We start from the raw sequence: 24671 nt of genomic DNA on the forward strand, positions 1-24671 counted from the left end.
ATGGAAAAAGTTGACCGGCTAATTTTAGTATTAATTATCAACGGTTTGTTTGTGGAACAACTCACGGAATACCGGGTAGATATCTTCAGGTTCTCGGATGTGTTGCATGGCAAAGTTGTCAAATTTTGCCTGTAAGTCTTCATATTCCCGCCACAGAGTCTGGTGTGCGCGCCGGGTTATCTCGATGTAGCTATAGTAACGCACCATTGGCAGGAGCTTTTGGGCCAGTAACTCATGACACAGTGGTGAATCATCGGCCCAGTTATCACCGTCTGAGGCTTGGGCTGCATAGATATTCCACTGCGTTGGGTCGTAACGTTCCTGAACCACTTCTTCCATCAATTTCAGGGCACTGGAGACAATTGTTCCGCCGGTTTCCTGCGAATAGAAGAATTCTTGCTCATCAACTTCTTTCGCTTGAGTATGGTGACGGATATACACGACATCAACGTTTTTATAGGTACGGCTCAGGAACAGATAAAGCAGGATGTAGAAGCGCTTTGCCATGTCCTTGGTGGCCTGATCCATCGAACCTGACACATCCATCAGGCAGAACATCACCGCCTGGCTGGATGGCTCAGGACGCCGTTCATAGTTCTTATAACGTAAATCGAAGGTATCGATAAACGGAACCCGCGCGATTTTTTGCTTTAATTCAGCAATGGCTTTACGTACACGTTCTTCTTCCAGCAATTGTGCTGGTTCCGTGTTTTCCAGTACGTTCAGCGTTTCTTCCAATTCGCGTAACTCACGGCGCTTACTGGCTGTCATGGCGGTACGACGCGCCAGTGAGTTTTGCAGTGAGCGCACCACGCTGATATTGGCGGGCACGCCATTCGAGGTATAACCCGCACGATGGGTTTTGAATTCGGTCAACTGCTTATACTGATTTTTCTTCAGATTGGGCAGCGCAAGGTCTTCAAACAGTAAGTCGAGGTATTCATCTTTGGAAATCTGAAAGACAAACTCATCCTCGCCTTCACCGTCCTGACCGGCATTACCCTGACCACTGCCGCCGCCTCCACCGCCACCTTGAGGGCGCTCCACTCGGTCATTGGTGACAAAATGGTCATTGCCAGGATGTACCCGGTGGCGTAACCCACCACGGCCCTGATGGAACATCGGCTCATTGATATCATCAATAGGTATCGAAACTGACTCGCCGCTCTCAATATCAGTAACTGATCTTTTATTGATGGCATCGGCAATCGACTGTTTAATTTGCGACTTATAGCGGCGCAAAAAGCGCTGGCGATTGACCATGCTCTTATTCTTGCCGTTAAGTCGTCTGTCAATAAAGTAGCCCATATATCCCCCAAACGACTTTGTCACTGTCCCTGCATCTTTCACGCGGTAGCTGTGTTGGCTGCCATCACTCACCCCAGTCACTTAGTAGACTAAGCTCCTGGGGCTTCGTTCAGTTGCCGCCTTGCTACAACGTGAAATCTATTGGGTCTATACCTACGATTCCGTAGTGAATCGGTAAATGGGTTATGACGATTTTCTCACCCGCAGATACCATTCACACAGCAAACGAACTTGCTTACGGGTATAGCCTTTCTCCATCATCCGATCGACAAAATCATCATGTTTTTTCTGCTCATCCGTTGAGGTCTTGGCATTAAAGGAGATAACCGGCAGTAACTCTTCGGTGTTAGAGAACATTTTCTTCTCGATAACCGTGCGCAGCTTCTCGTAACTGGTCCAGTTTGGATTACGGCCATTGTTATTGGCTCTGGCACGCAACACAAAATTGACGATTTCATTACGGAAATCTTTCGGGTTGCTGATACCCGCTGGCTTTTCAATTTTCTCCAGTTCAGCATTCAGTGATTCACGGTCAAACAGTTGCCCGGTGTCAGGATCACGGTACTCTTGATCCTGAATCCAGAAATCGGCGTAGATAACATAACGGTCAAAAATATTCTGACCATACTCAGAGTAAGACTCCAGATAGGCGGTTTGAATCTCTTTACCAATAAATTCAGCATATTTCGGGATTAAATAGCCTTTCAGGTGTTCGAGATATTTCTCCGCAACATCTTGTTGGAATTGTTCGCGTTCGATCTGCTGTTCCAGTACGTAGAATAGGTGCACCGGGTTAGCAGCCACCTCAGCGTGGTCGAAGTTAAATACTCTGGAGAGGATTTTAAAGGCAAAACGAGTAGAAAGGCCGTTCATACCTTCATCAACCCCAGCGTAGTCGCGATATTCCTGATAAGACTTGGCTTTAGGATCGGTATCTTTCAGGCTCTCACCGTCATACACCCGCATCTTAGAGTAAATACTGGAGTTTTCTGGCTCTTTCATCCTTGAGAGAATCGAGAAGCGTGCCAGCGTTTCCAGCGTGCCAGGTGCACAAGGCGCATGGGTCAACTCACTGTGATTTAACAGTTTGTCGTAAATCTTGATCTCTTCTGATACCCGCAGGCAATAAGGCACTTTGACAATATAAACACGGTCAAGGAATGCCTCATTATTCTTGTTATTACGGAATGTTACCCACTCGGATTCGTTAGAGTGCGCGAGAATTATACCGCTGAATGGCAGGGCGGATATCCCCTCGGTTCCGTTATAGTTCCCTTCTTGTGTCGCGGTCAGTAGTGGGTGCAGCACCTTAATTGGGGCTTTGAACATCTCGACGAATTCCATGATCCCCTGGTTAGCACGGCATAAAGCACCGGAATAACCATAAGCATCGGGATCGTTTTGGGCGTGATTTTCAAGTTTACGGATATCAACTTTACCGACCAGTGCCGAGATATCCTGGTTGTTTTCATCACCGGGTTCGGTTTTCGCTATCGCAATTTGTTCAAGGATAGAAGGCCAGACCTTGATAACTTTGAACTTGGTAATATCACCGCCAAAATCGTGCAGGCGTTTTGCCGCCCATGGCGACATAATCGTACCGAGATAGCGGCTTGGGATACTGTATTCTTTGGCCAGAATCGCCGCATCTTCCTGCGGATTGAACAGACATAACGGGTGGTCATTGACCGGGCTACGTTCACCGTTAGCACTTAAAATATAGATAGGCACCCGTTGCATCAGGGCTTTCAGTCGTTCAGCCAATGATGACTTACCACCACCCACGGGACCCAGCAAATACAGGATCTGTTTCTTCTCTTCCAGCCCTTGGGCGGCGTGTTTGAGATAGGAAACGATCTGCTCTATGGCTTCCTCCATGCCATAAAACTCTTCAAAAGCAGGGTAGCGAGCGATAACCCGATTAGAGAACAGTCGAGACATGCGGGACTCAAGCGCGGTATCGACCATGACTGGCTCACCAATAGCCATCAGCAGACGCTCAGCCGCATTAGCATACGCGCTGCGATCTTGCTGGCAGATTGTGAGGAACTCCTGGAGTGTGAACTCTTCGTCCTTGGCCGCCTCATAGCGCTGGCGATAGTGATCAAATATGTTCATAGCGATGCCCGTCCTGTTTGAATGGTTGGGAACATAAAATAGTAGTAGCGCTTTATTGGGTTAAAATTTTGAAACTACTACCTTATTGTTATGGCCGTGTCTCCTCCAAAGGTCAAGTTAAGCCAGACCACAGATTTGCCACCCCTCAAACAATAAATAACCATTATTTGGTAATTAAATCTATTTATTATTAGATTGGTAGTGTTTTGTATATGATTGCTTGAACTTATCTATTTGAATATCTCGATATTTTATTGTAATCAAATCTACGTAAATTTTTAGGTTGTCAGCCTCTTGGTTATCGGCGATAAGTTATACAAGCAATATCGATATCTGGCTGACATGTGTAAAGATTTCGCCACGGGCAACCAATTGATTTACACTAAGTTAACTAATTATTTTGTTACCAATGGGATTTAATCCGTGAAAAAACATTCTTTAAAAGCCAAGCAAATAAAAACACTGGCTGCTTTAGCAGTCGCTACGGCCGTTTGCATGCCGACGGCAATGGCAGGGACCTGGTCTTTGGGGGCTTCTGCGTTAGTCAGCCCAGACCCTTATCGGGGTAAGAATGACCGTGTCTATCCGGTACCTATCATTTCTTATGAAAGCGATAATTTCTACTTCCGTACCTTAGCTGCGGGTTATTACCTGTGGAAAGATGACAATAATCGCTTATCAATCGATGCTTATTACTTACCGCTGCACTTTACGCCAGGTGACAGTGATGATCAGCAGATGAAGCAGTTGGATAAACGCCGCAGTACCATGATGGCGGGGATGTCATATTCTCATATTGAGGATTGGGGGACGTTGCGCGCTATGTTCTCTGGCGATGTGCTGGATAATAGTGGTGGTTTTATCGGCGATTTGGCTTACCTTTACCGCTTTAACGTCGATAGCTGGACGCTGACGCCGGGGGTAGGTTTTAACTGGAACAGTGGTGATCAAAACAGTTATTACTATGGCGTGAGCGGTGCTGAATCTGCCCGTAGTGGCTTGGCGCAATACAACCCAAGTGATAGCTGGTCGCCATATCTTGAGTTGTCGGTGAACTACAACATCAATCCGAATTGGAATGCGTTCTTTACCGGCCGCTATGTGCGCCTGGCCAGTGAAGTGAAAAATAGCCCAATGGTTGATGCATCTTACAGCGGCGTGTTGTGGACTGGCGTGACCTATACTTTCCGCTAATTAATGACGCGGTAATGTTGAGCCATAAAAAATGGGGCATAGCGCCCCATTTTTGTGCCTAACGACATCTGGAACGTTAGCTATTTTTACGGCTACGGATGGTCATGGCAAGACGCGCCGGGGCGTCAAGTGTTGCCACCAACGGCTTATTCACTCGCGCTGTTTCCACGCAAACCATGGTTTTAAAACCCTCGTTTGGCATATCAACCATGCTACTAGACAACTCTGCACCTGGATTCCATGCCACTACATCACTTTGGTGATGATGATGTACTTCAATGGTGCGTTTGAGCGCCGCATCTTTGATCAAGCTATAGGCTTCGGGTTGTGTGTAGATACGGTCAGTCTGGCCGTTAAACACTAAATCGCCTTGTTGTGTGGCATCGGCAATTTTTAGCACTTTATCGAAGTATTTCTCACCCAGGCCACTGACTTTAATCTGGTCGATGTCGCCAATCTGGAAGTAAGTATGTAGCGCGGCTACTGCCTGATAATCACCGTGTGATTCCAGCTCCATTTCGCACTCATCACCCAGCTTGAAGCGGGCAATCAATGTGAAGGCATGCGGCCAGTATTTACGGGATTCATCACTGTCTTCCAGTGTGAAGGTCAGGATAACTCCATTCTCGTTTTCATCATGGGCACTGAGAGTCCATGGCAGTAGACGGGCAAAACCATGAGAAGGTTGTGCTGATGGACCAAACCAAGGCCAACAGATTGGCACGCCACCACGAATAGCGACGCCATCTTTAAACGGCGTGTTATTGCTCAGCCAAATGATAGGTTGCTCACCGCTAGGTTGATAGGCCAGCAAATGAGCGCCTTGTAGGCTTACTGCGGCACGCACCTTCGGATGAGAAACCACCACTACCGGCAATTCATCCAGTTGGCGTTGGCTGATGTAAGGCGAAATTTGTTCAACAACAGGTAGGGTGAATACTTTCTCGTTCATTCGTTTGGCCTTATGGGAAAGGGAGCAGGGATCCTTTGAATTTCAGATTCTCGATAATATCACAGGCTGTAAATCTTGTAGCAAATGGACGACACCGTAGTGGTGAATAATTGATATTGCGCAATTTATTATAGCTACAAATAAAAAAGCCACCCGAAGGTGGCTTTTGGCAGAAATCTACATCAATCCATTATTACTTGGAGATGTGAGAGATCAGGTCCAGAACTTTGTTTGAGTAGCCAGTTTCGTTATCGTACCAAGAAACCAGTTTCACAAAGTTGTCGTTCAGCGCGATACCGGCTTTAGCATCGAATACTGAAGTCAGTTTTTCGCCGTTGAAATCGGTAGAAACAACGTCGTCTTCGGTGTAGCCCAGAACGCCTTTCAGCTCGCCTTCTGAAGCCGCTTTGATAGCAGCACAGATTTCTTTGTAAGAAGCTGGTTTTTCCAGACGTGCAGTCAGGTCAACAACTGAAACGTTAGGAGTAGGAACGCGGAACGCCATACCTGTCAGTTTGCCGTTCAGTGCTGGGATAACTTTACCAACTGCTTTAGCGGCACCAGTAGAAGAAGGGATGATGTTCTGGGATGCGCCACGACCGCCGCGCCAGTCTTTATGAGACGGGCCATCAACAGTTTTCTGCGTTGCAGTAGTTGCATGCACAGTGGTCATCAACGCTTCAACGATACCGAACTTGTCGTTGATAACTTTAGCCAGTGGAGCCAGGCAGTTAGTGGTGCAAGAAGCGTTAGAAACGATTTCCTGACCCGCGTATTCTTTGTGGTTGACGCCCATAACAAACATAGGGGTGTCATCTTTAGAAGGACCAGTCAGAACCACTTTCTTAGCACCGGCAGCGATGTGCTTACGTGCTGTTTCGTCGGTCAGGAACAGGCCAGTTGCTTCAGCAACAACGTCAACGTTAACTTCGTTCCACTTCAGGTTAGCCGGATCTCTCTCTGCGGTAACACGGATGGTTTTACCGTTAACAACCAAGTGGCCGTCTTTTACTTCTACAGTACCGTCGAAACGACCGTGGGTAGAGTCGTATTTCAGCATGTACGCCATGTATTCAGCGTCCAACAGGTCGTTGATTGCAACGATTTCGATGTCAGAACGTTCCTGAGCAGCACGGAAAACAATGCGACCGATACGGCCAAAACCGTTGATACCTACTTTGATAGTCATATATTCCACCAGCTATTTGTTAGTGAATAAAAGGTTGGTTGTAAAATTACAAAAACCTTGCCGAGCGTCAAGCGGAATCGTGTCAATTATTGCTACAAATCAAACCAACGACGTTAGATCGAACATTAATCACGCGTTTCCAGATACGATTAGCCTCATTTTTATATTGGGGCGAATTATTCAGTTTAAAGTGAGAATCGGTAATATTTGCGATTTTTATCGCATTTATACCCAAAATGATTGGCGTTGCAGGTAGGCAGCTAGCGAACGAATCCCGATGAGCTTACATTAGTAAGTGATTCGGGTGAATGAGCGTAGCTAACAACCCTGCCGCGTCAAGTATAAAGGGTATATGCGGTTGTCACTTTGATGGCATACAGTTTAGGACAATTTTAACTGCTTTGTTGTTAATTTTTTGTTATTATTAAACGTTGTTTTCGTTGACTTTATTCCCTGCCAGAGAACCGCACAAATGGCTAAAGAACTGAACTCTACACCCGATATTGAGAAACTGTCCGATATTCAGCGTCATGTCACCCAGCAGCGCGGGACAGAAGCCCCGTTTAGTGGCAAATTGCTGCATAACAAACGCGATGGCATCTATGAGTGTCTGTGTTGTCATCAACCTTTGTTTATCTCAGAGTCGAAATTTGACTCTGGCTGTGGTTGGCCGAGTTTTTACCAACCTATCAAAGATGACTCTATCCGCTATATTGATGATAATTCACACAATATGATTCGAGTTGAAATTCGTTGTGGTAATTGTGATGCTCACTTAGGCCATGTTTTCCCCGATGGGCCGCAGCCTACGGGCGAGCGCTATTGCGTGAACTCGGCGTCATTGAATTTTGTTGATGACCAGAATGGCGAGCAGATTGCCGGTTGATACTCAACGATTATGCATGTTGAAAAATCGATTCAGCTTATTATTCGTTTTGCTAAGGATACTTTGATGGAGCTTGAAGACCTGATTTCAGTGATGACACCTGAAATTTATCAACGTTTGATGCAAGCGGTTGAGTTGGGTAAATGGCCGGATGGTGTGGCACTGACACCTGAGCAGAAAGAGAATAGTCTGCAAATGGTAATGCTATGGCAAGCCCGTCACAATGAGGATGCTCAGCATATGAGTATTGGCACTGATGGCCAAATTGTGATGAAAACCAAGCAAGAATTGAAACAGCAATTCAGCCAGCCAACATTGGTAAAACTGAAGCCAGAATAGGGCTGTTACCCACAAGATTTATCAAAATCAACGGAGCCGGGTGAGGCTCCGTTGGTGCTATTTTTATTGCCAGTTATTTGCTTGCTGAATCTATTTCAGCCAGCCACTGTGCCAGTGTTTGTAAGCTTGCCCCTGCTTTATGCATCGTATTTAGGGCGTGTTGACTGTCATGCGGTTGTAGGTTGACCCCGCGACAACCGTCACTGATGACCGTTGTTTGATAACCCAGAGCTAATGCATCCAAGACGCTATATTTCACACAATAATCAGTTGCCAGCCCCATAATGAACAAACGATCTATCCCTTGCTGCCGTAACCACTCATCCAAAGGGGTTTTTGCTCGCCGACCATTGTCAAAAAAAGCGCTGTAGCTATCAATATCAGGATCTTGGCCTTTGCGGAACGTGGCATCAATTGCGTGTTGTTTCAATTGCAGATGTAAGGCGGCCCCTGGCTCATTTTGCACACAATGCACTGGCCACCAAACTTGTGGTAACCCATCCAGCTCACCTACGGTACCCGATTCCGCATTTGAATTGACGGCAAAGCTGCGGTGCCCGGCAGGGTGCCAATCCTGGCTGGCAATAATAGGTATCTTTTTGCTAAGGCAGGCATCAATAGCTTGATTGGCAATGGCAATAACCTGATCACCCTCAGTAACAGCCAGCGCCCCTCCCGGACAAAAGTCATTTTGTAAATCAATTAAAAGCAGTGCCGCATTCATTGATATTCCACCGGATCAGTTAGTGTCAGTGAGTTCACCACGCAGGTTTTGTTGCATTAACCGGCGAATGTCTTCAGGGGTTAAAGATTGACTCAATAAATAATGTAGTTTTGTCAGTGCGGCCTCGACCGTCATATCAAAGCCACTGATAACACCGGCGTGGGCCAATGCATTACCGGTTGCATAGCCTTCCATATTGACTCTACCGGAAATACATTGTGTCAAATTGACTACCACAATACCTCGCTCGCTGGCATTTTTTAACTCATCCAGTAACTCGGCTTTTTGTGGTGCGTTTCCCACACCATAAGAACGTAAAATCAGGGCTTTAACGGGCTGCAACAGGAAGTTGCGCACCACCGCGCCGGATATCCCAGGATAAATAGTCACCACACCGATCGGTTGAGGGGTGATGTTATGGACAATCAATGGCCCATTATTGGCTGGTGACTCGACCGACACCATACGCCGAATATGAATACCAGCCTCAAGCAGTACTGACAGATTCGGGGAGGCAAAAGCATCAAAACCATCAGCATGGGCTTTAGTGGTGCGATTGCCACGGAATAATTTGTTGTTAAAGAACAGACTGACTTCATTCACTGGGTGGTTCGCGGCCAGATAGAGGGCGTTAAGCAAGTTGGTTTGCCCATCAGAGCGTAACTCTGCCAACGGGATCTGAGAGCCGGTAACAATCACTGGCTTGGCCAGATTTTCTAACATGAATGACAGGGCCGAGGCTGTAAATGCCATGGTGTCTGTGCCATGTAAAATAACAAAGCCGTCGTATAAGTCGTAGTTTTGCTCAATATCGTTGGCAATATGCTGCCAGTCCTCGGGTGTCATATCTGAGGAGTCAATTAATGGCGCATATTCATGGATAGTGAAATCAGGCATTTCGGGACGATGGAACTCAGGCATCAGCGCAAGTTGGCGTTGCAGATGGCCGGATACGGGGATGTATCCATGTTCCGAGCGCTGCATACCGATGGTACCGCCAGTATAGGCAACATAAATAGATTTCTTCTGCATAAGCATGAGGGCCTGAAAAGTAGTACTGAATAAGATGAGTGAATTATAGGGAGACTGGCGAGGAAAAAAAGCCCGGCGGGTGCCGGGCGGAGTATTTTGATTAATTTTCTAGCGGACATCACCACAGGTTAGGCATAACGCATAGCGATTCTGCGGGTCATTCAATGTACTGAGTAAACTTGGCTGCTCTTTCACGGCTTGCGCCATAGCAGATAGCGGGGCAGGTATCCAAGCCTGAATGGCGGCGGGTAACATGGCCTGTACCGATGCGCTCATTTGGCCGAAAATCAAGTCACTAAGACTCGGCTCATCAACAAACCAATTCAACTGCCAGGTTTTCAGTTGTGCCAGCTCCGCGACCTTCTTCACCGCGTCATCAAAGTCACCTAACTGATCCACCAGACCGTTACTTTTAGCATCAATCCCAAGCCACACATGGCCCTGTGCGATTTGATCCACTTGTTCAGGGGTTTTATGACGTGAAGTTGCGACCAGGTCAATAAAGGTCTTGTAGCCATTTTCGATATTAATTTGCATCATCTGCGAAAACTCAGGCGGCAAGTTTTTAGTAATCGAAATATCGGCTAATGGCGACGTGGCTACGCCGTCAGTATGAACACCAATACTTTCCAGTGAATTTTGGAAGGTATTAATCACGCCGAAAATACCAATCGAGCCGGTAAGGGTGCTCGGGCTGGCAACGATATAGTTAGCGGGTGTGGAGATCCAATACCCACCCGATGCCGCCATTCCCCCCATCGATACCACCAAGGGTTTATTGGCTGCGCGTAACGCCGCTAATTCTGAACGAATCAACTCAGAGGCGCTGACACTGCCCCCAGGGCTATTTACTCGCAGAATTACGGCTTTAATTTTTGGATCTAAACGCGCCTGGCGAATCTGTGCTGCCAGCGAGTCGCCACCCACGTTGCCCGGAGTTTGCGGACCATCAATGATGGCGCCGTTAGCAAAAATAACCGCTATCTGCTCGCCCTGCTGTGGTGTAGGTACCGGTTGATAGTCATAAATACTGACGTAATTAAAGTCGTTATTCTTTTTATCCCAACCAAAGGTTTTAACCAACTCGGTTTCTACCTCAGGGCGTGACGCTAATGTATCCACCAGTTTATTGTCCAGCGCATATTTTGCCGGAGAACCGCCAGCGGCTTGCAACCCACTGATAACACCCGCGGCACCTGGGAACAGTTGCTCTGGCGTTAACTGCCGGTTGGCAGCAACAGCAGTAAGATAATTTTGCCATAACCCACCAATCCAGCGGCTGTCTGCTTCACGTGCAGCCGGTGACATATCATCACGAATCATCGGTTCAACCGCGGACTTGTAGGTGCCAACCCGGAAGATATTAGTGGTGACTTTAAGTTTTTCCAGCAACGATTTGTAATAGAGGTTATTACTGGCGAAACCATGCAGATCGACCGCCCCTTGTGGCGATAGATAGATTTTATTAGCAAAGCTGGCTAAATAGTATTGGGTTTGATTATAGCTATCGCCAATTGCATAGATTGGCTTACCGCTGTCACGGAATTCCCGCAGCGCTTTACCTATATATTGCAATGAAGGTTGGTCGGCACCGGTAAAATCACTCAGTGACAGCACCAAACCGGTAATATTTTTATCGGTTTTTGCCAGACGAATAGTTTCGACAATATCAAACAGCGAGTTTTCCTGTAGGCGATTACTGGATGCCCCTAAGAACTCACGCCCCAATTGACGTAATTTATTGTTTACCGCGGGCTGATCAACCACCACGCCACTTAAATTTACCAGCAGCGCGCCTTTAACCGGTTCTGCTGGTTTACTTTGGAACTGAAGGTAAATACCCACACCGACTAAAATTAACAGTATTAAGAACAGATTAAGAATAAATTCCCTGACGAAATTAAGCAGACGCCAGGTCCACTTGAAAAAGCCAGCAATAATTCGCCACAAAGTGCGCATGTTATCTCCAACAAAACCGGGCAAGTACGGTTATCCTAATGACCTGACGAACAAATGTCAGCTTTAAATCACTGTTAAGCCTAGCCGAAAGGTCAACACTGGCAACAAAACGACAACTTATGCTACCGTGCTGAAAATGAAAATCGTTATCAGGAGAGAATGATGGATGCGTTAGAACTGTTACTTAACCGCCGTTCGGCGTCCCGTTTGACCACCCCAGCCCCAACGGGTGAGGCATTGGATCATATTATCCATGCGGGCATGCGGGCACCTGACCATGGCACATTGCAGCCATGGCGCTTTATTTTGATTGAAAATGAGGGGCTAGAACGTTTTAGTCAATTGTTACAACAAGCAGTGCAACATGATGGTGCTGATGACGCCGTATTGGAAAAAGCAAAACAAGCGCCGTTTCGTGCGCCGCTGATTATTACCGTTATTGCTCATGTCACTGAAAACCCCAAAGTGCCCAATTGGGAACAAGTGGTTTCCGCCGGTTGTGCGGTACAAGCGATGCAAATGGCCGCACTGGCTCAAGGCTTTAATGGTATCTGGCGTACCGGCTCCTGGACCCATCATCACGTGGTTCGTCAGGGGTTTGCCTGCCGTGAACAAGATGAAATAGTCGGCTTCCTTTATCTCGGCACACCACAACTGAAATCAGCGACGAAAGTGACCCCACTGGATTACACCACTTTTGTGAGCTATTTCTGATAGTTATATGGTCTATAATCAATAGGTTTCAAGGCGCCAGCGAAGCAGCAAATCGCTTGGGGCCGTCTTGAACATCACAGCTTATGCACTTTTATAGGAACTAAGCTGTGTTTTCGTCTGCTTTGTGACCAACCTATCTGCCCGACAGCGGCCTCTACTTACCAAGCCACGCCATAGGCGCTACCATAGGCAGTCTGGATACTAGGCCTACGAGCATAATTCCTCAATAAACTGCTTATTACTGACCATCACACGGGAGAGTGTTATGACACCGCCAGCGATACGTCTTACCCAATACAGCCACGGAGCGGGGTGCGGTTGCAAAATTTCGCCCAAAGTTTTGGATAAGATATTGCATACCGATCAGCAGAAGCTTCTTGACCCCCGGCTGTTGGTGGGGAATGAAACGCGTGATGATGCAGCAGTTTATGATATTGGCGGCGGTGTTGGCATCATCAGCACTACCGACTTTTTTATGCCGATCGTTGACGATCCCTTTGATTTTGGCCGAATTGCAGCCACCAATGCTATCAGTGATATCTATGCGATGGGGGGTAAACCCATTATGGCGATTGCCATCCTGGGCTGGCCGATAGATAAACTGGCACTTGAAGTTGCCCAACAGGTTATCGAGGGCGGGCGCTATGTTTGCCAGCAGGCCGGTATTTCTCTGGCAGGGGGGCATTCCATTGATGCGCCTGAGCCGATTTTCGGTCTGGCGGTCACCGGAATCGTCAGCACTGAGCAGGTTAAGAAAAACAGTGCCGCACAGGCTGGTTGTAAGCTATTTCTGACCAAACCGCTGGGTATTGGTATTCTGACGACGGCAGAAAAGAAAAGTAAGTTGCGACCTGAACATCAAGGGGTAGCAACAGAAACCATGTGTCAGTTGAATAAATCAGGGGCGGACTTTGCCAGTATTGCCGGTGTCACTGCCATGACCGATGTTACCGGGTTCGGCCTGTTAGGGCATTTAAGCGAGATTTGTCAAGGGTCTGGTGTTCAGGCCAAATTACATTTCTCGGCTATACCGCGATTACCTGCGGTTGAAGAGTATATTGCTGCGGGTTGTGTGCCGGGGGGAACTGGGCGTAATTTTGACAGTTATGGCCATCTGATCGGCGAGATGACCGAGTTACAGAAAACGTTATTGTGTGACCCACAGACTTCCGGTGGTTTGTTGTTAGCCGTATTGCCTGAAGCGGAGGCTCAGGTGCAGGCTATTGCGGCTCAGCACGGTATGACGCTCAGTTCTATTGGCGAGTTGAGCTCTGTGGATAACCGCCGGGCGTTGATTGAGATTACAGAATGACCTTTTCTTTGATGCATTTTTGCGGTGAATGATGCGACTTTTTATTGCTGAAAAACCCAGTTTGGCGCGGGCGATTGCCGATATTTTGCCAAAGCCGCATCGTCGAGGCGATGGATTTATTGCCTGTGGCAGTGATCAAATGGTGACTTGGTGTGTGGGTCACTTGCTGGAACAGGCCCAACCTGATGCTTATGACAGCCGCTATGCACGTTGGTCGTTAGCTGATTTACCTATTATTCCTGAAAAATGGCAACTACAGCCTCGGCCCTCGGTCAGTAAGCAATTGAATGTTATCAAACAACTTTTGCAACAGGCCGACGAAGTGGTGCATGCCGGTGACCCGGACCGCGAAGGGCAACTGTTGGTTGATGAAGTATTGGATTACCTCGATTTGGTGGCAGAGAAGCGGCAAAATGTCCGCCGTTGCCTGATTAACGATCTCAACCCGCAGGCAGTGGAGCGTGCGGTGGAGCGTTTGCGTTATAACCGCGAGTTTATCCCGTTATGTGTTTCGGCATTGGCCCGCGCCAGAGCCGATTGGCTATATGGCATCAATATGACCCGTGCCTATACTATTCTTGGGCGTAATGCAGGTTATGATGGTGTTTTGTCAGTAGGGCGGGTACAAACGCCGGTATTAGGCTTGGTTGTCCGCCGTGACGAAGAAATTGAAGATTTTATTCCCAAAGACTTTTTCGAAGTTAAAGCCCATATTGTCACGCCTGCGGATGAGCGTTTTATTGCCCTATGGCAGCCGAGTGATTCTTGCGAGTCATATCAGGATGAAGAAGGGCGCTTGTTGCATCGGCCACTGGCTGAACATGTGGTTAATCGCATCACGGGTCAGCCTGCATTTGTAACTTCCTATAATGATAAACGGGAATCAGAAACCGCACCGTTACCCTTTTCCCTTTCGACATTGCAGATTGAAGCTGCTAAACGCTTCGGTTTGAGCGCTCAGCAAGTTCTGGATATTTGTCAGCGTTTATATGAAACGCACAAATTGATTACGTATCCGCGTTCAGATTGCCGATACCTACCAGAAGAGCATTTCGCTGGGCGTCATTCGGTATTGAATGCCATCAGCATTCATCAGGCTGACTTATTGCCGTTGGAGGTAATGGACAGTGATCGGCGTAATCGCTGCTGGGATGACAAAAAAGTCGATGCCCACCACGCCATTATCCCAACAGCACGGGCCAGTAAGGTGAATCTAACCACTGATGAAGGCAAAGTTTACCGATTGGTAGCACAGCAGTATCTGATGCAATTTTGTCCAGATGCACAATTTCGTAAATGTGTCATTGAGCTCGATATTGCTGGCGGCAAGTTTGTCGCTAAGGCCCGTTTTCTGGCGGAGGCGGGGTGGCGTACCTTGCTTGGTAGCAAAGAGCGCGATGAAGAAAATGAAGGCTCGCCGTTGCCGGTGGTGGAGAAAGGTGCTGAATTATTGTGTGAGCGGGGTGAGGTTGTTGAACGGCAAACTCAGCCGCCACGACCATTTACCGATGCCAGTTTATTATCAGCGATGACCGGAATCGCGCGGTTTGTGCAGGATAAAGAGCTGAAAAAAGTGTTACGTGCAACAGATGGGTTGGGGACTGAGGCAACACGAGCTGGGATTATTGAGCTACTTTTCAAACGTACTTTTTTATTCAAAAAAGGGCGTTATATTCATGCAAGCCCTGCGGGAAGAGCATTGATTCACGCGCTGCCTGATATTGCTGCACGGCCCGATATGACGGCCCATTGGGAATCGACACTGACACAAATCAGTGAGAAAAATTGTCGTTATCAGGATTTCATGCAGCCACTGGTGGCAACATTGCAAGATTTAATCAGTCAGGCAAAACAAAATCGTTCACCTCAGGTTTTTCGCGGGTTGCCAGCAGCACCGTCTGGGGCGATAAAGAAACGTAAAAAAGCACCGTCCAAAACCAAGGATAATAAGTCATGAGAATATTGTTATTGCTAGGTTGTATTGGTTTTGCCTCGCTTATTTCTGCTGCGGCGATGGCCAATCGTAACAATGTCGATGTTGTTGTTCCTTTGCCACCTGAAATATGGAATAACTCATCAAATCGCAACACGAATAATAATCCGTGCACTCGCTGTTGTGTCTATCAAAATCAGAATTATTCTGAAGGTGCTGTATTGCGAGTTGAAGGTGAAGTGTTGCAGTGTGTGCGTGATAGCAGTGTGATCGGTACCAATCCATTGATTTGGAAGCGGTTGACCAGGTAACAGGCTAACGTTTCTGGGCAATAAACGCATCTAAAAGCGGAACATCGGCGGGTGCCAGAGGGTAACGGTAAGCCTCCTCTGGTGCCAACCAGACCACTGCGGAGTGACAATGCAATGCTAGCTTGCCGCTGAAACTCTCAACGAGCCAGGCATGCAATCTGATGGTCTGTTTATCTGAATCCCATTGGTTGGTGGCGATATATCGGGTCACTGATGCCTCAATATTTAACTCTTCGGCCAGTTCACGTATCAGAGCTTGAGGTTGGTTCTCTCCCGCCTCAACTTTCCCTCCAGGAAACTCCCACAAACCGGCCTGATCACGGTATGAGTCCCGCTGAGCCAGCAGAATCTTACCATTTTGTTCAATAATGGCGGCGACAACATCAATCATTTTTTGTTTACCCAGCTTTGGTCGCGTATTGGTAAGTGGTAGGCCCATTTTGATAGGGCCTCCACTTATGTCATCAGAGCGCGAATTCAGACCATACTGGCGCGTGGTCTGAGGGTTTTTCCATGCCGCGAATTGCATAATCAATTCCTGTCGCAACGCAGCGGGTAGCCAGTGGCTGACTTGCCAACAATAAATCTATACGCAGGCCTCTATTCTCATCAAAACCACGGGAGCGATAATCAAACCACGAAAATTGATTGTTACACTCAGGATTAGCTGCACGGAATGTATCAACCAGCCCCCAGTTTTGTAAACGTTCCAGCCAGGCACGCTCTTCAGGCAGAAATGAACACTTACCTGTGCGCAGCCAACGTTTACGGCTCTCTTCGCCAATACCAATATCCAGGTCAGTTGGACTAATATTTAAATCCCCCATAATCAGTACCTGAGCATCTGCTGAAAGTTGTTGTTCCAGATATTGTTGTAAGTCAGCATAAAAACGCTCTTTTGCTGGGAATTTTATGGGGTGATCACGGCTTTCTCCTTGGGGGAAATAGCCATTAATAACAGTGAGAGGACCATTTGGCGTTGCAATATCAGCCATTATAATACGACGTTGAGCATCTTCTTCATCAGTAGGGAAGCCACGACGAACAGCCAATGGTTCATTTTTGGTTAACAGCGCCACACCATAATGACCTTTTTGCCCATGATAAAAAACGTGGTAACCATGCTGACTGACATCCTCAAGGGGAAACATATCATCATGTACTTTCGTTTCCTGAAGGCCGATAACCTCTGGTTGATGTTGCTCGATTATCGCCGCTAGTTGATGTGGTCGAGCACGTAGGCCATTGATATTAAAAGAGACAAACTTCATGGTTAGCACCGTTTATTCGATAAAAATGATTTCAGATATTAGCAGATACTGAATAAAAATGTAACGCACAGGTAAAGAATAAAGAAATTGGATAATACCGATTGATAACGAAAGTGAAATAAAATAATACCAATGAATTTAGTTGGTAATTCTATTTGCCATTTATAGCTATTAAAATTTAAGTCGCCATTCAGATATCTATTTATGCTTTAAATTAATTATCTGGAAGTGACCACTATTAAAATAAAACGTGAACGGTGGTTTTGTATTTGTAAATATCAATTGTAAGTTCAAATTATATATTTTTTTGTGAATGTAGTGCAGGGTTATTAGCGGTGTAACCACCTTGAAAGTTAAAGGGTGAAAATATCGTTTTTTTATTCTTTGCAATGGAGTTATTCATTTTAACTACCAGAGCTATCCGATTCCAGCTACGTATGTTAACTGATTTTGTAACGGGGTGGATAAAAAATAGTTATTAAATATCATAGAACTACGAATGGTTGTCTGTTAGAAATATGTGTAATGTTGAGGTGCTAATAGACAGAGTCTTACAGTTTTTTCGTAAAAAACGACATCAAAGTATTAATTTCTACGCGGTAATAAATTTTTATAATTTACCTTTCAATTATTTTAAATGCAATTTATATAATAAACTTATTTAATGTTGAATGTTATCTACAGCTAGCCTTGTGCATGTTGACATGCCTGTCATTTTTTCTGATAAATTTTTACGCAAAGGATTAGTGAATTATGTTTCTATCTCGAAAGCTAGAGGCTTTTATGGCCGTAGTCGAAAATGGCTCGCTGAGTAAGGCCGCAAGGGTGATGAACAGGACTACACCTCCGGTAGCAAAGTCGATCAAAGACTTTGAAAATATAATAGGGAAAAAACTTTTTAAAAGAGAGAAATTTGGTATGAGTTTAACAAGGGATGGTGAGATTTTATATAATGATCTAAAAGATTTATATCAGCAAGAAAAAGAAATCACAAAAAAACACCTTACTGGGCACGTATCGAATGTCATCAATATTTACTACGATTGGGGTAAAAGTGAGAACTTGACAAAACTCTATCGGGAGGCAGAAAAGAATAACATTCAAGCTAATATAATTAAATTTTACTATGAAAATATTGATGAAATTGGAGACTATGATGGAAATTCACTTATCCTGTCATCAGAAAAAATCTCTAGCGAAAGATTTACGTTGTTAAACGAAGTGCCAGACAGTGGTTTCGGTATCTATGGACGCAAAGATATAATAAATGAAAGTCAAGATATTATAAATATTCTCCACAAGAATGTTTGGTTGTGCAACCCGACACTATATAGAAGTGACTTTGTTAGGAATCTTGAAGAATCAGTTAAAAAACAACATGATAAAGTTAGTGTTAGGCAGGTGGATAACCTGGCCTGCTGCCTAAACTTTATTTACTCTGGTCGCTATATATGTATTACAGATTCAATAATGGATGATTTTAATGGTGATTCTAAACTGGATTTTATAAATTTAGCCAGTTTTGAAAGTGAGAATAAGTTATATTTTTATAAATCACGCTCACATTCAAGTGTATTAAATAGACTTATTGAGTACATTCATACGATGGTATAAAACTATCTAGACTATTAGCCGGTTGTATCGCTACCCTCGGCGACCTTCCCTGATGGCAATATCTTTGATTTTTATTGTTTTTATTGGATTAGAATAACTCTAGGAGATGGTGGTGGGGGAAGGATTATTCGTCACTGCGTTCCTCACCCTTCGGGCCGCCGCTGCGCGTCGTTGTCTCGCTACGCTCGGCGCGAACCTTGTCGAAGGTTCTTACCTTCCCTGATGGTAATATCTTTGATTTTTATTGTTTTTATTGGGTTGGAATAACTCTAGGAGATGGTGGTGGGGGAAGGATTCGAACCTTCGAAGTCGATGACGGCAGATTTACAGTCTGCTCCCTTTGGCCGCTCGGGAACCCCACCACTGAATTTGTGGTTTTTATTACTAAGATACTTGGCCGTATCTGTGATGCTACCTTGTCGAAGGTTCTTACCTTCCCCTTAAATGCTCATCTCGATTTATTAATTTGCGGATAAGTTTAAAGTTCAAGGTAAAAATGGTGGTGGGGGAAGGATTCGAACCTTCGAAGTCGATGACGGCAGATTTACAGTCTGCTCCCTTTGGCCGCTCGGGAACCCCACCACTGGCCTAACTGCTTATCAATACTGTCTTGGTAAGCGGGGCGCATCATATCAAATGAAGCGCCCCTGTAAAGACTTGAAATGAAAAAAATAAGTTGTTCGGTGCTTTTTTGTTCTTGAAGATGTTTATCTGGGCAAAAAACATCTGTTTATTGCGCGCTTACAGGATAACGGTGCGGTTACCGTAAACAAAAACACGTTGTGCTAAAACACGATACAGAGCACGACTCAGAACGTTTTTTTCCACATCTCGCCCGGCTCGCATCATATCTTCAGCCGTGTACGAATGATCGACGTGAATAACATCTTGCATGATGATTGGGCCTTCATCCAGGCTATCGTTTACATAGTGAGCCGTGGCACCAATAATTTTCACCCCCCGCTCATAAGCCTGGTGATAAGGGCGAGCACCGATAAATGCAGGCAAGAATGAGTGGTGGATATTAATAATCTGGTAAGGGAAGCGTTGAACAAAGGCTGGTGTTAGCACCCGCATATATTTGGCCAGAACCACGTAGTCTGGTTGGTATTGTTCAATTTGCTCAATCAGACGTTGGTCATGTTGATCACGAGTCAAACCTTCGTGGCTGATGAGATGGAAAGGGATATCAAAGCGCTCCACTAAATTCTGTAGTGCATCATGATTGCCAATCACCGCCGCAATTTCAACATCCAGACCACCATAGGCACTCTTCATTAATAAGTCGCCGAGGCAATGTGCTTCTTTGGTGACCATAATGACAATACGGCGACGCCCTGCGGTATGTAATTCGCGGTTGGTGCCTTCGGGTAAAGCATCATCTAAGTCTGCCAGCAGGGTAGTATCGTTAAAAATACCTTCAAGCTCTGTACGCATGAAAAAGCGGCCAGTCAGATGATCAACAAATTCATTATTCTGCACGATATTCAACTGGTGCTTGTAACAAATATTGGTAATTTTTGCGATTAAGCCTTTAGCGTCAGGGCATATAGTGCGTAACACTTTCTTTTGTACATTCTGGTGTGGCATAAGGTGGTAAATCCTGTCTTAACAGTACTTGATGTTATGTAAATGTTTGATGCTACGGTCCGTAATGAAACGATTTTACTGTTAATGCCCGCAGCATTTCTTATATTTTTTCCCTGAACCGCAAGGACAGATATCATTTCTACCCACCGACGGCCGGACTCCGTCGATATAGTACCAGTGTTCTTTTATTCGAAGGAAGCGGGAACGTTCATGCATTGTGCTTATCTGCATATTATTTGGATCAGTAAAGCGGGCAATGAACTCAACAAAGGCTTCGTCATCATGACTGCCAGTAGTTTCTGCAATAACTGTTAATCCGTGCCATACAGTATTGGTGAAGCTTTGAATTATTCCATCTCGCCATTCTTGTGCCTTGCAGTCTGGATGCCAGGTTTTAATCAGATAGTCCGCATCCTTTTTTACATAGGCGCTATAGCGTGAGCGCATCAGTATTACAGGTTTGGCCGCAACTTGCGTGTTAAGGATATAAGGCGCACAGCATCGTTGATATTCAAAGCTGCTGCCACATGGGCACTGTTCTGACAAAATTTCTCCGAAAAACCAATAATGCCATCTTATCTGCGAATGAATGGTCAGCAACAGAAGAAGGCGGGCAATCAAATAGGGGCAAATAGGGCCTTATCTTACCTAATCACGGGATGAGGTTCAAAGTTGATAATTTTGCGCGGGATATGGGGTGAACTTAAGTTTTGTGATGTTGCTCACAAAAATAGTTGACCGGCGTTTCATTATGGAGTAACTTAATAACTGTGATGTGTATCACATAAAAATAATGATATTTACAGGAGCAACCCATGAAACTGATCAATAAAGTTATCGCTATGTTCGAAAAAATGAGTGTCTCATTTGGTACTATTAACGGTTAATTATTTCCTAAATAATCCGTAAGAATTCATAATATTCTGAGAAAGGTCGAGTTATAGTTAATAACACTATAGCCCACGAGAGCTAACGGTGAAATGACAGCATGTAACGCGATTATCTATTTATTGAATCTTATATTACTAGATAATATTAAATATTTTAATTTGTCTTAACTCCGAATATTTACTCTGAATAGCCACTACTATAGTGGCTATTTTGCTGTGTTATGTCGAGTGTCAAAGCAATAAAGTCAAAAATAGCAACGGTTACTGAATGAACTGAGTGCTACCTCTCTGTTTTATCTTTTACTTAGTGACAACTAGCCACTGTTTTTACCATATAGAAACTAAGTGGGTCGTATTGATAACAACCAAATTCAGACGTAAATTCAAAGCCTAATCGCTGGTACAGTTTTACCGCTTCAGGTTGATGAATCCCTGTCTCCAAATAAACATATTTTAAATTCAAAGAGATAGATTTTTCGAGCAGTGCTGTAACTAGCATTGACGCAATGCCATTACCTCGGCAGTCAGGGATGACAAAAACGCGCTTAATCTCAGGATATGTACTTTCGGGTTGGAAAAGAATGGCGCATCCCACAGCGCGACCTTGTCGTGTTGCAATATAAACGAATGTTTTTTTCTGAGCCATACTCTCAATCGACTCTGTATGATTACTTTCAGCCGGATAGAGTGCTTCTTGATACGCATCTAATTGAGCAATTAATGCAATAAGATCTGGATTAAATAGATCGGTTTGGCATATTTCAATATTCACAGTATATCCTTCCACTTACAGCCTATATCTTAGTAATGAAATGTAAACTATTTGTATCAATTTACCAGAAGGATAAATGTTAACTATAGTTCAATCAGTAGGGTTATAGCACTGGCGAGTAAATATGGATTTTTCCTCTGAGTGAGCGCTAAGTTGTTGCGTGCTAGCGTTAAGAGCCAAGCGGCAGTGTCGATAACAAAATCAGAGTCTGATTTATTTAGTTGAGCGGTAAAGTGCCAAATTGATCGAAAATGGACGAAATAAAAATGAGAAAAATTAAGATTGGACTGGCACTTGGCGCGGGTGCCGCGAAGGGATGGGCACATATCGGGGTCATTAACGCGCTAGGAAGAATGGGCGTCAAAGTTGATGTTGTTGCCGGTTGTTCGGTTGGTGCCTTGGTTGGTGCAGCGTATGCCAGTGATCACCTGAATGTGATGGAACGCTGGGTTCGTTCGTTTAAATATTGGGATGTTATTCGATTGATGGATTTCTCCTGGCGTCGTGGCGGATTACTGCGGGGTGAGCGGGTTTTTAATGCTGTAAACCAAATAATTGAAGTGCAGGACATTACTGAATGTAAATTGCCCTTTGGGTCTGTTGTAACCAACTTAACGACGGGCCGTGAGTTATGGCTTACTGAGGGGGATATTAAACAGGCAATTAGGGCTTCATGCAGCATGCCTGGATTGCTTTCTCCTGTCCGCTTCGGTAGCTATTGGTTGGTTGATGGTGCAGTAGTCAATCCTGTTCCTATTTCTTTGGCAAGAGCAATGGGCGCTGACATTGTGATTGCCGTTGATTTGCAACATGATGCACATCTGATTCGGCAAGATCTGTTTTCCTCACAATCATCTCCTGAAGGTAAACCCCCGGAGATGCCAGCAAGTTGGCATTTGCGCTTAAAAGCACGAATAACCAATATGTCAGGTAATCCAACGATGGCCGTTCCCAGCGCCATGGAGATAATGTCTACCTCAATACAGGTATTGGAGAACAGATTAAAACGTAACCGTATGGCAGGAGATCCTCCCGATGTGTTGATCCAGCCCTACTGCCCACAAATATCAATGCTGGATTTCCATCGGGCGGATGAAGCCATTGCCGCTGGACAATTGGCTGTGGAGAAAAATATAGAGCAGTTACGTCCTTTGGTAAGGGGCTGATGAGTAACAAATGTGTGTGAGTAAAGCAGTACGTAACAATTTCAGACAAGCACAAACAGCCATTTTGGGCCACTATTACGTTTAAGGTTAGCAAGAGAAGCAGTACATGGAAAAACCATTAGCAGGTAAAAATATTTTAGTCGTCGAGGACGAAACGGTCTTCCGTACTGTAATCACTGAGTTTCTAAGGGCACTCGGTGCGGCAGTCCAGCAGGCAGAAAATGGCCTGGAGGCGTTAGAGCAGATTAAGGTCCAATCACCTGACCTGATACTCTGCGATCTCGCTATGCCTAAGATGGGAGGGATCGAGTTTGTTGAGCGTTTACTCATGCAAGGAGTAAAGATCCCTATTTTAGTTATATCGGCTACTGATAAGATGACTGACATTGCTAAAGTCATGCGTATGGGCGTGAAAGACGTACTGTTGAAACCGATCGTGGATTTAAATCGGTTACGTGAAGCGGTGCTGGCATGCCTTTATCCCATACTGTTTACCTCTCATGCAATTGAAGAGACAGAACTTATCCAGGATTGGGATGCATTACGTAAGAATCCTCATGATGCAGCGCAGTTACTTAAGCAATTGCAACCACCGGCACAGCAAACCATTGCACACTGTCGGGTAAATTACCGGCAGTTAACGATGGTCGAGAAACCGGGATTAGTCCTTGATATCGCTGCATTATCAGATAAGGACCTGGCATTTTATTGTCTGGATGTCACCCGCGCCGGGGATAACGGAATTTTAGCCGCACTATTATTACGCGTGTTATTTAACGGGATTCTTCAAGAGCATTTGGCACATCAACAACAGCGTTTACCGCAGATGTCAACGTTACTTAAACAAGTTAACCAGTTACTAAGACGTACTCATTTGGATGGGCAGTTTCCTTTGCTCGTTGGTTATTATCATGTGGAATATAAAAATTTAATTCTGGTTTCGGCTGGTCTTCACGCGAATGTTAGTGCGGGTAAAAATCAGATTCAACTTAGTAATGGTGTGCCTTTAGGTACGTTAAAAACAGCACATTTAAATCAAATTAGTCAGCGTTGTGAAGCATGGCAATGCCAGGTATGGGGAGGAGGGAGTCGATTGAGGTTGATGCTTTCAGCCGATGAGTAGTTTATATTTTGAAAGTATTACTCAATAAATAGTTCACGTAATTTATGTATCTTGCTCACTTATTCACTGCTATGACCCTCCAAGTCTCAATGGTTCTATAACGAATCTACGAAATAAACCTCATTTGTTTCAATCAATGAGTATGCCCGAGATGTAAGAAATATCGGTTGATATACTTTCCTCCTTACTTGTGGCTGAAAATTTTCAGTTAACTTTTATTATTCGCTGGCAATAAGGTTGGCTACCTCAGGCTAAATTAAGGTTAGGTCTTGAT

The 24671-nt window shown here is 45.2% G+C and carries 22 protein-coding genes, 2 tRNA genes and 1 other RNA gene; 10 read left to right on the forward strand and 15 right to left on the reverse strand.

The genetic code is table 11. The features are described from left to right. Positions 1-30 precede the first annotated feature (30 nt). Entirely contained in the window at positions 31-1308 is a 1278-nt protein-coding gene (locus Q2T72_RS10550; RefSeq protein ID WP_083163664.1) for a YeaH/YhbH family protein, read from the reverse strand. A 183-nt stretch (positions 1309-1491) separates the two neighbouring features. Continuing rightward, positions 1492-3426 carry a protein kinase YeaG gene (gene yeaG / locus Q2T72_RS10555; protein ID WP_083158970.1) on the reverse strand — a complete coding sequence of 645 codons (1935 nt, stop codon included), beginning with the start codon at positions 3424-3426 and terminating at the stop codon, positions 1492-1494. Positions 3427-3849: 423 nt separating this feature from the next. On the opposite strand from yeaG, the gene Q2T72_RS10560 reads away from it, so the two are divergent. Then, a complete protein-coding gene (locus Q2T72_RS10560; RefSeq protein ID WP_372558945.1) occupies positions 3850-4620 on the forward strand; it encodes a MipA/OmpV family protein in 771 nt (256 codons plus the stop codon). 76 nt (positions 4621-4696) lie between these two features. On the opposite strand, the gene Q2T72_RS10565 is transcribed toward Q2T72_RS10560, so the two are convergent. Further along, a complete protein-coding gene (locus Q2T72_RS10565; RefSeq protein ID WP_083158968.1) occupies positions 4697-5572 on the reverse strand; it encodes a D-hexose-6-phosphate mutarotase in 876 nt (291 codons plus the stop codon). Positions 5573-5765: 193 nt separating this feature from the next. Then, complete coding sequence (gene gapA / locus Q2T72_RS10570; RefSeq protein WP_032819960.1) at positions 5766-6761, reverse strand: glyceraldehyde-3-phosphate dehydrogenase; 996 nt, start codon at positions 6759-6761, stop codon at positions 5766-5768. A gap of 472 nt (positions 6762-7233) precedes the next feature. Here gapA and msrB point away from each other — a divergent pair, with 472 nt between their 5' ends. Both msrB and Q2T72_RS10580 read left to right on the forward strand, forming a co-directional pair. Continuing rightward, positions 7234-7647: a peptide-methionine (R)-S-oxide reductase MsrB gene (msrB, locus tag Q2T72_RS10575; RefSeq protein ID WP_083158967.1), complete on the forward strand. Its 414-nt coding sequence runs from the start codon at positions 7234-7236 to the stop codon at positions 7645-7647. 66 nt (positions 7648-7713) lie between these two features. Continuing rightward, complete coding sequence (locus Q2T72_RS10580) at positions 7714-7986, forward strand: YeaC family protein (RefSeq protein ID WP_083163662.1); 273 nt, start codon at positions 7714-7716, stop codon at positions 7984-7986. 73 nt (positions 7987-8059) lie between these two features. Here Q2T72_RS10580 and pncA read toward each other — a convergent pair whose 3' ends face one another. From pncA to sppA, 3 genes are all read right to left on the reverse strand, one after another. After that, positions 8060-8710 carry a bifunctional nicotinamidase/pyrazinamidase gene (pncA, locus tag Q2T72_RS10585; RefSeq protein WP_083158966.1) on the reverse strand — a complete coding sequence of 217 codons (651 nt, stop codon included), beginning with the start codon at positions 8708-8710 and terminating at the stop codon, positions 8060-8062. A gap of 15 nt (positions 8711-8725) precedes the next feature. Further along, positions 8726-9742, reverse strand: a complete 1017-nt coding sequence (gene ansA / locus Q2T72_RS10590) for an asparaginase (protein ID WP_083158965.1) — start codon at positions 9740-9742, stop codon at positions 8726-8728. 108 nt (positions 9743-9850) lie between these two features. Continuing rightward, positions 9851-11701 (reverse strand): signal peptide peptidase SppA, encoded by a 1851-nt coding sequence (sppA, locus tag Q2T72_RS10595; RefSeq protein WP_083158964.1) that lies wholly within the window; start codon positions 11699-11701, stop codon positions 9851-9853. A gap of 162 nt (positions 11702-11863) precedes the next feature. On the opposite strand from sppA, the gene Q2T72_RS10600 reads away from it, so the two are divergent. From Q2T72_RS10600 to Q2T72_RS10615, 4 genes are all read left to right on the forward strand, one after another. Continuing rightward, positions 11864-12415 (forward strand): NAD(P)H nitroreductase, encoded by a 552-nt coding sequence (locus tag Q2T72_RS10600; protein ID WP_083158963.1) that lies wholly within the window; start codon positions 11864-11866, stop codon positions 12413-12415. 265 nt (positions 12416-12680) lie between these two features. After that, a complete protein-coding gene (gene selD, locus Q2T72_RS10605) occupies positions 12681-13727 on the forward strand; it encodes a selenide, water dikinase SelD (RefSeq protein ID WP_372569138.1) in 1047 nt (348 codons plus the stop codon). A gap of 31 nt (positions 13728-13758) precedes the next feature. Then, positions 13759-15684: a DNA topoisomerase III gene (locus Q2T72_RS10610; protein ID WP_193784666.1), complete on the forward strand. Its 1926-nt coding sequence runs from the start codon at positions 13759-13761 to the stop codon at positions 15682-15684. After that, positions 15681-15971 (forward strand): DUF1496 domain-containing protein, encoded by a 291-nt coding sequence (locus Q2T72_RS10615; RefSeq protein ID WP_083158960.1) that lies wholly within the window; start codon positions 15681-15683, stop codon positions 15969-15971. The genes Q2T72_RS10610 and Q2T72_RS10615 overlap by 4 nt, the downstream gene beginning before the upstream one ends. A gap of 4 nt (positions 15972-15975) precedes the next feature. On the opposite strand, the gene Q2T72_RS10620 is transcribed toward Q2T72_RS10615, so the two are convergent. Beyond that, complete coding sequence (locus Q2T72_RS10620; protein ID WP_372569881.1) at positions 15976-16362, reverse strand: pyrimidine (deoxy)nucleoside triphosphate diphosphatase; 387 nt, start codon at positions 16360-16362, stop codon at positions 15976-15978. 73 nt (positions 16363-16435) lie between these two features. Then, a complete protein-coding gene (gene xthA / locus Q2T72_RS10625) occupies positions 16436-17242 on the reverse strand; it encodes an exodeoxyribonuclease III (RefSeq protein WP_083158959.1) in 807 nt (268 codons plus the stop codon). Positions 17243-17995: 753 nt separating this feature from the next. On the opposite strand from xthA, the gene Q2T72_RS10630 reads away from it, so the two are divergent. After that, a complete protein-coding gene (locus Q2T72_RS10630) occupies positions 17996-18856 on the forward strand; it encodes a LysR family transcriptional regulator (protein WP_372569139.1) in 861 nt (286 codons plus the stop codon). A 107-nt stretch (positions 18857-18963) separates the two neighbouring features. On the opposite strand, the gene Q2T72_RS10635 is transcribed toward Q2T72_RS10630, so the two are convergent. The 6 genes from Q2T72_RS10635 to Q2T72_RS10660 form a co-directional block, all read right to left on the reverse strand. Beyond that, positions 18964-19090: non-coding RNA, RtT sRNA (locus tag Q2T72_RS10635), on the reverse strand. 43 nt (positions 19091-19133) lie between these two features. Beyond that, positions 19134-19218: transfer RNA gene (locus Q2T72_RS10640), tRNA-Tyr, on the reverse strand. A gap of 135 nt (positions 19219-19353) precedes the next feature. Then, a tRNA-Tyr gene (locus Q2T72_RS10645) sits at positions 19354-19438 on the reverse strand. Between the two features lie 159 nt (positions 19439-19597). Continuing rightward, positions 19598-20446, reverse strand: a complete 849-nt coding sequence (gene purU / locus Q2T72_RS10650) for a formyltetrahydrofolate deformylase (protein WP_025378136.1) — start codon at positions 20444-20446, stop codon at positions 19598-19600. A gap of 81 nt (positions 20447-20527) precedes the next feature. Continuing rightward, the gene (locus Q2T72_RS10655; RefSeq protein ID WP_083158956.1) at positions 20528-20992 is read right to left on the reverse strand and encodes a YchJ family protein; all 465 of its coding nucleotides are present in this window, start codon (positions 20990-20992) and stop codon (positions 20528-20530) included. Positions 20993-21640: 648 nt separating this feature from the next. Beyond that, entirely contained in the window at positions 21641-22108 is a 468-nt protein-coding gene (locus tag Q2T72_RS10660) for a GNAT family N-acetyltransferase (RefSeq protein ID WP_083158955.1), read from the reverse strand. 266 nt (positions 22109-22374) lie between these two features. Between Q2T72_RS10660 and rssA the strand changes: the two genes are divergently transcribed. Beyond that, positions 22375-23274 (forward strand): patatin-like phospholipase RssA, encoded by a 900-nt coding sequence (rssA, locus tag Q2T72_RS10665; protein WP_083158954.1) that lies wholly within the window; start codon positions 22375-22377, stop codon positions 23272-23274. A 106-nt stretch (positions 23275-23380) separates the two neighbouring features. Further along, positions 23381-24397 carry a two-component system response regulator RssB gene (gene rssB / locus Q2T72_RS10670; RefSeq protein ID WP_083158953.1) on the forward strand — a complete coding sequence of 339 codons (1017 nt, stop codon included), beginning with the start codon at positions 23381-23383 and terminating at the stop codon, positions 24395-24397. Positions 24398-24671: the final 274 nt, after the last annotated feature.

The organism is Yersinia sp. 2466 StPb PI (genome assembly GCF_041538325.1).
In the GTDB taxonomy this organism is placed as follows: Bacteria; Pseudomonadota; Gammaproteobacteria; order Enterobacterales; family Enterobacteriaceae; genus Yersinia; species Yersinia enterocolitica_E.

Coding starts and splice junctions, on each gene's coding strand:
- Q2T72_RS10550 (WP_083163664.1), bottom strand. CDS start 1,308: ATGGGCTACTTTATTGACAGACGACTTAACGGCAAGAATAAGAGCATG.
- yeaG (WP_083158970.1), bottom strand. CDS start 3,426: ATGAACATATTTGATCACTATCGCCAGCGCTATGAGGCGGCCAAGGAC.
- Q2T72_RS10565 (WP_083158968.1), bottom strand. CDS start 5,572: ATGAACGAGAAAGTATTCACCCTACCTGTTGTTGAACAAATTTCGCCT.
- gapA (WP_032819960.1), bottom strand. CDS start 6,761: ATGACTATCAAAGTAGGTATCAACGGTTTTGGCCGTATCGGTCGCATT.
- msrB (WP_083158967.1), top strand. CDS start 7,234: ATGGCTAAAGAACTGAACTCTACACCCGATATTGAGAAACTGTCCGAT.
- Q2T72_RS10580 (WP_083163662.1), top strand. CDS start 7,714: ATGGAGCTTGAAGACCTGATTTCAGTGATGACACCTGAAATTTATCAA.
- pncA (WP_083158966.1), bottom strand. CDS start 8,710: ATGAATGCGGCACTGCTTTTAATTGATTTACAAAATGACTTTTGTCCG.
- ansA (WP_083158965.1), bottom strand. CDS start 9,742: ATGCAGAAGAAATCTATTTATGTTGCCTATACTGGCGGTACCATCGGT.
- sppA (WP_083158964.1), bottom strand. CDS start 11,701: ATGCGCACTTTGTGGCGAATTATTGCTGGCTTTTTCAAGTGGACCTGG.
- Q2T72_RS10600 (WP_083158963.1), top strand. CDS start 11,864: ATGGATGCGTTAGAACTGTTACTTAACCGCCGTTCGGCGTCCCGTTTG.
- selD (WP_372569138.1), top strand. CDS start 12,681: ATGACACCGCCAGCGATACGTCTTACCCAATACAGCCACGGAGCGGGG.
- Q2T72_RS10610 (WP_193784666.1), top strand. CDS start 13,759: ATGCGACTTTTTATTGCTGAAAAACCCAGTTTGGCGCGGGCGATTGCC.
- Q2T72_RS10615 (WP_083158960.1), top strand. CDS start 15,681: ATGAGAATATTGTTATTGCTAGGTTGTATTGGTTTTGCCTCGCTTATT.
- Q2T72_RS10620 (WP_372569881.1), bottom strand. CDS start 16,362: ATGATTGATGTTGTCGCCGCCATTATTGAACAAAATGGTAAGATTCTG.
- xthA (WP_083158959.1), bottom strand. CDS start 17,242: ATGAAGTTTGTCTCTTTTAATATCAATGGCCTACGTGCTCGACCACAT.
- Q2T72_RS10630 (WP_372569139.1), top strand. CDS start 17,996: ATGTTTCTATCTCGAAAGCTAGAGGCTTTTATGGCCGTAGTCGAAAAT.
- purU (WP_025378136.1), bottom strand. CDS start 20,446: ATGCCACACCAGAATGTACAAAAGAAAGTGTTACGCACTATATGCCCT.
- rssA (WP_083158954.1), top strand. CDS start 22,375: ATGAGAAAAATTAAGATTGGACTGGCACTTGGCGCGGGTGCCGCGAAG.
- rssB (WP_083158953.1), top strand. CDS start 23,381: ATGGAAAAACCATTAGCAGGTAAAAATATTTTAGTCGTCGAGGACGAA.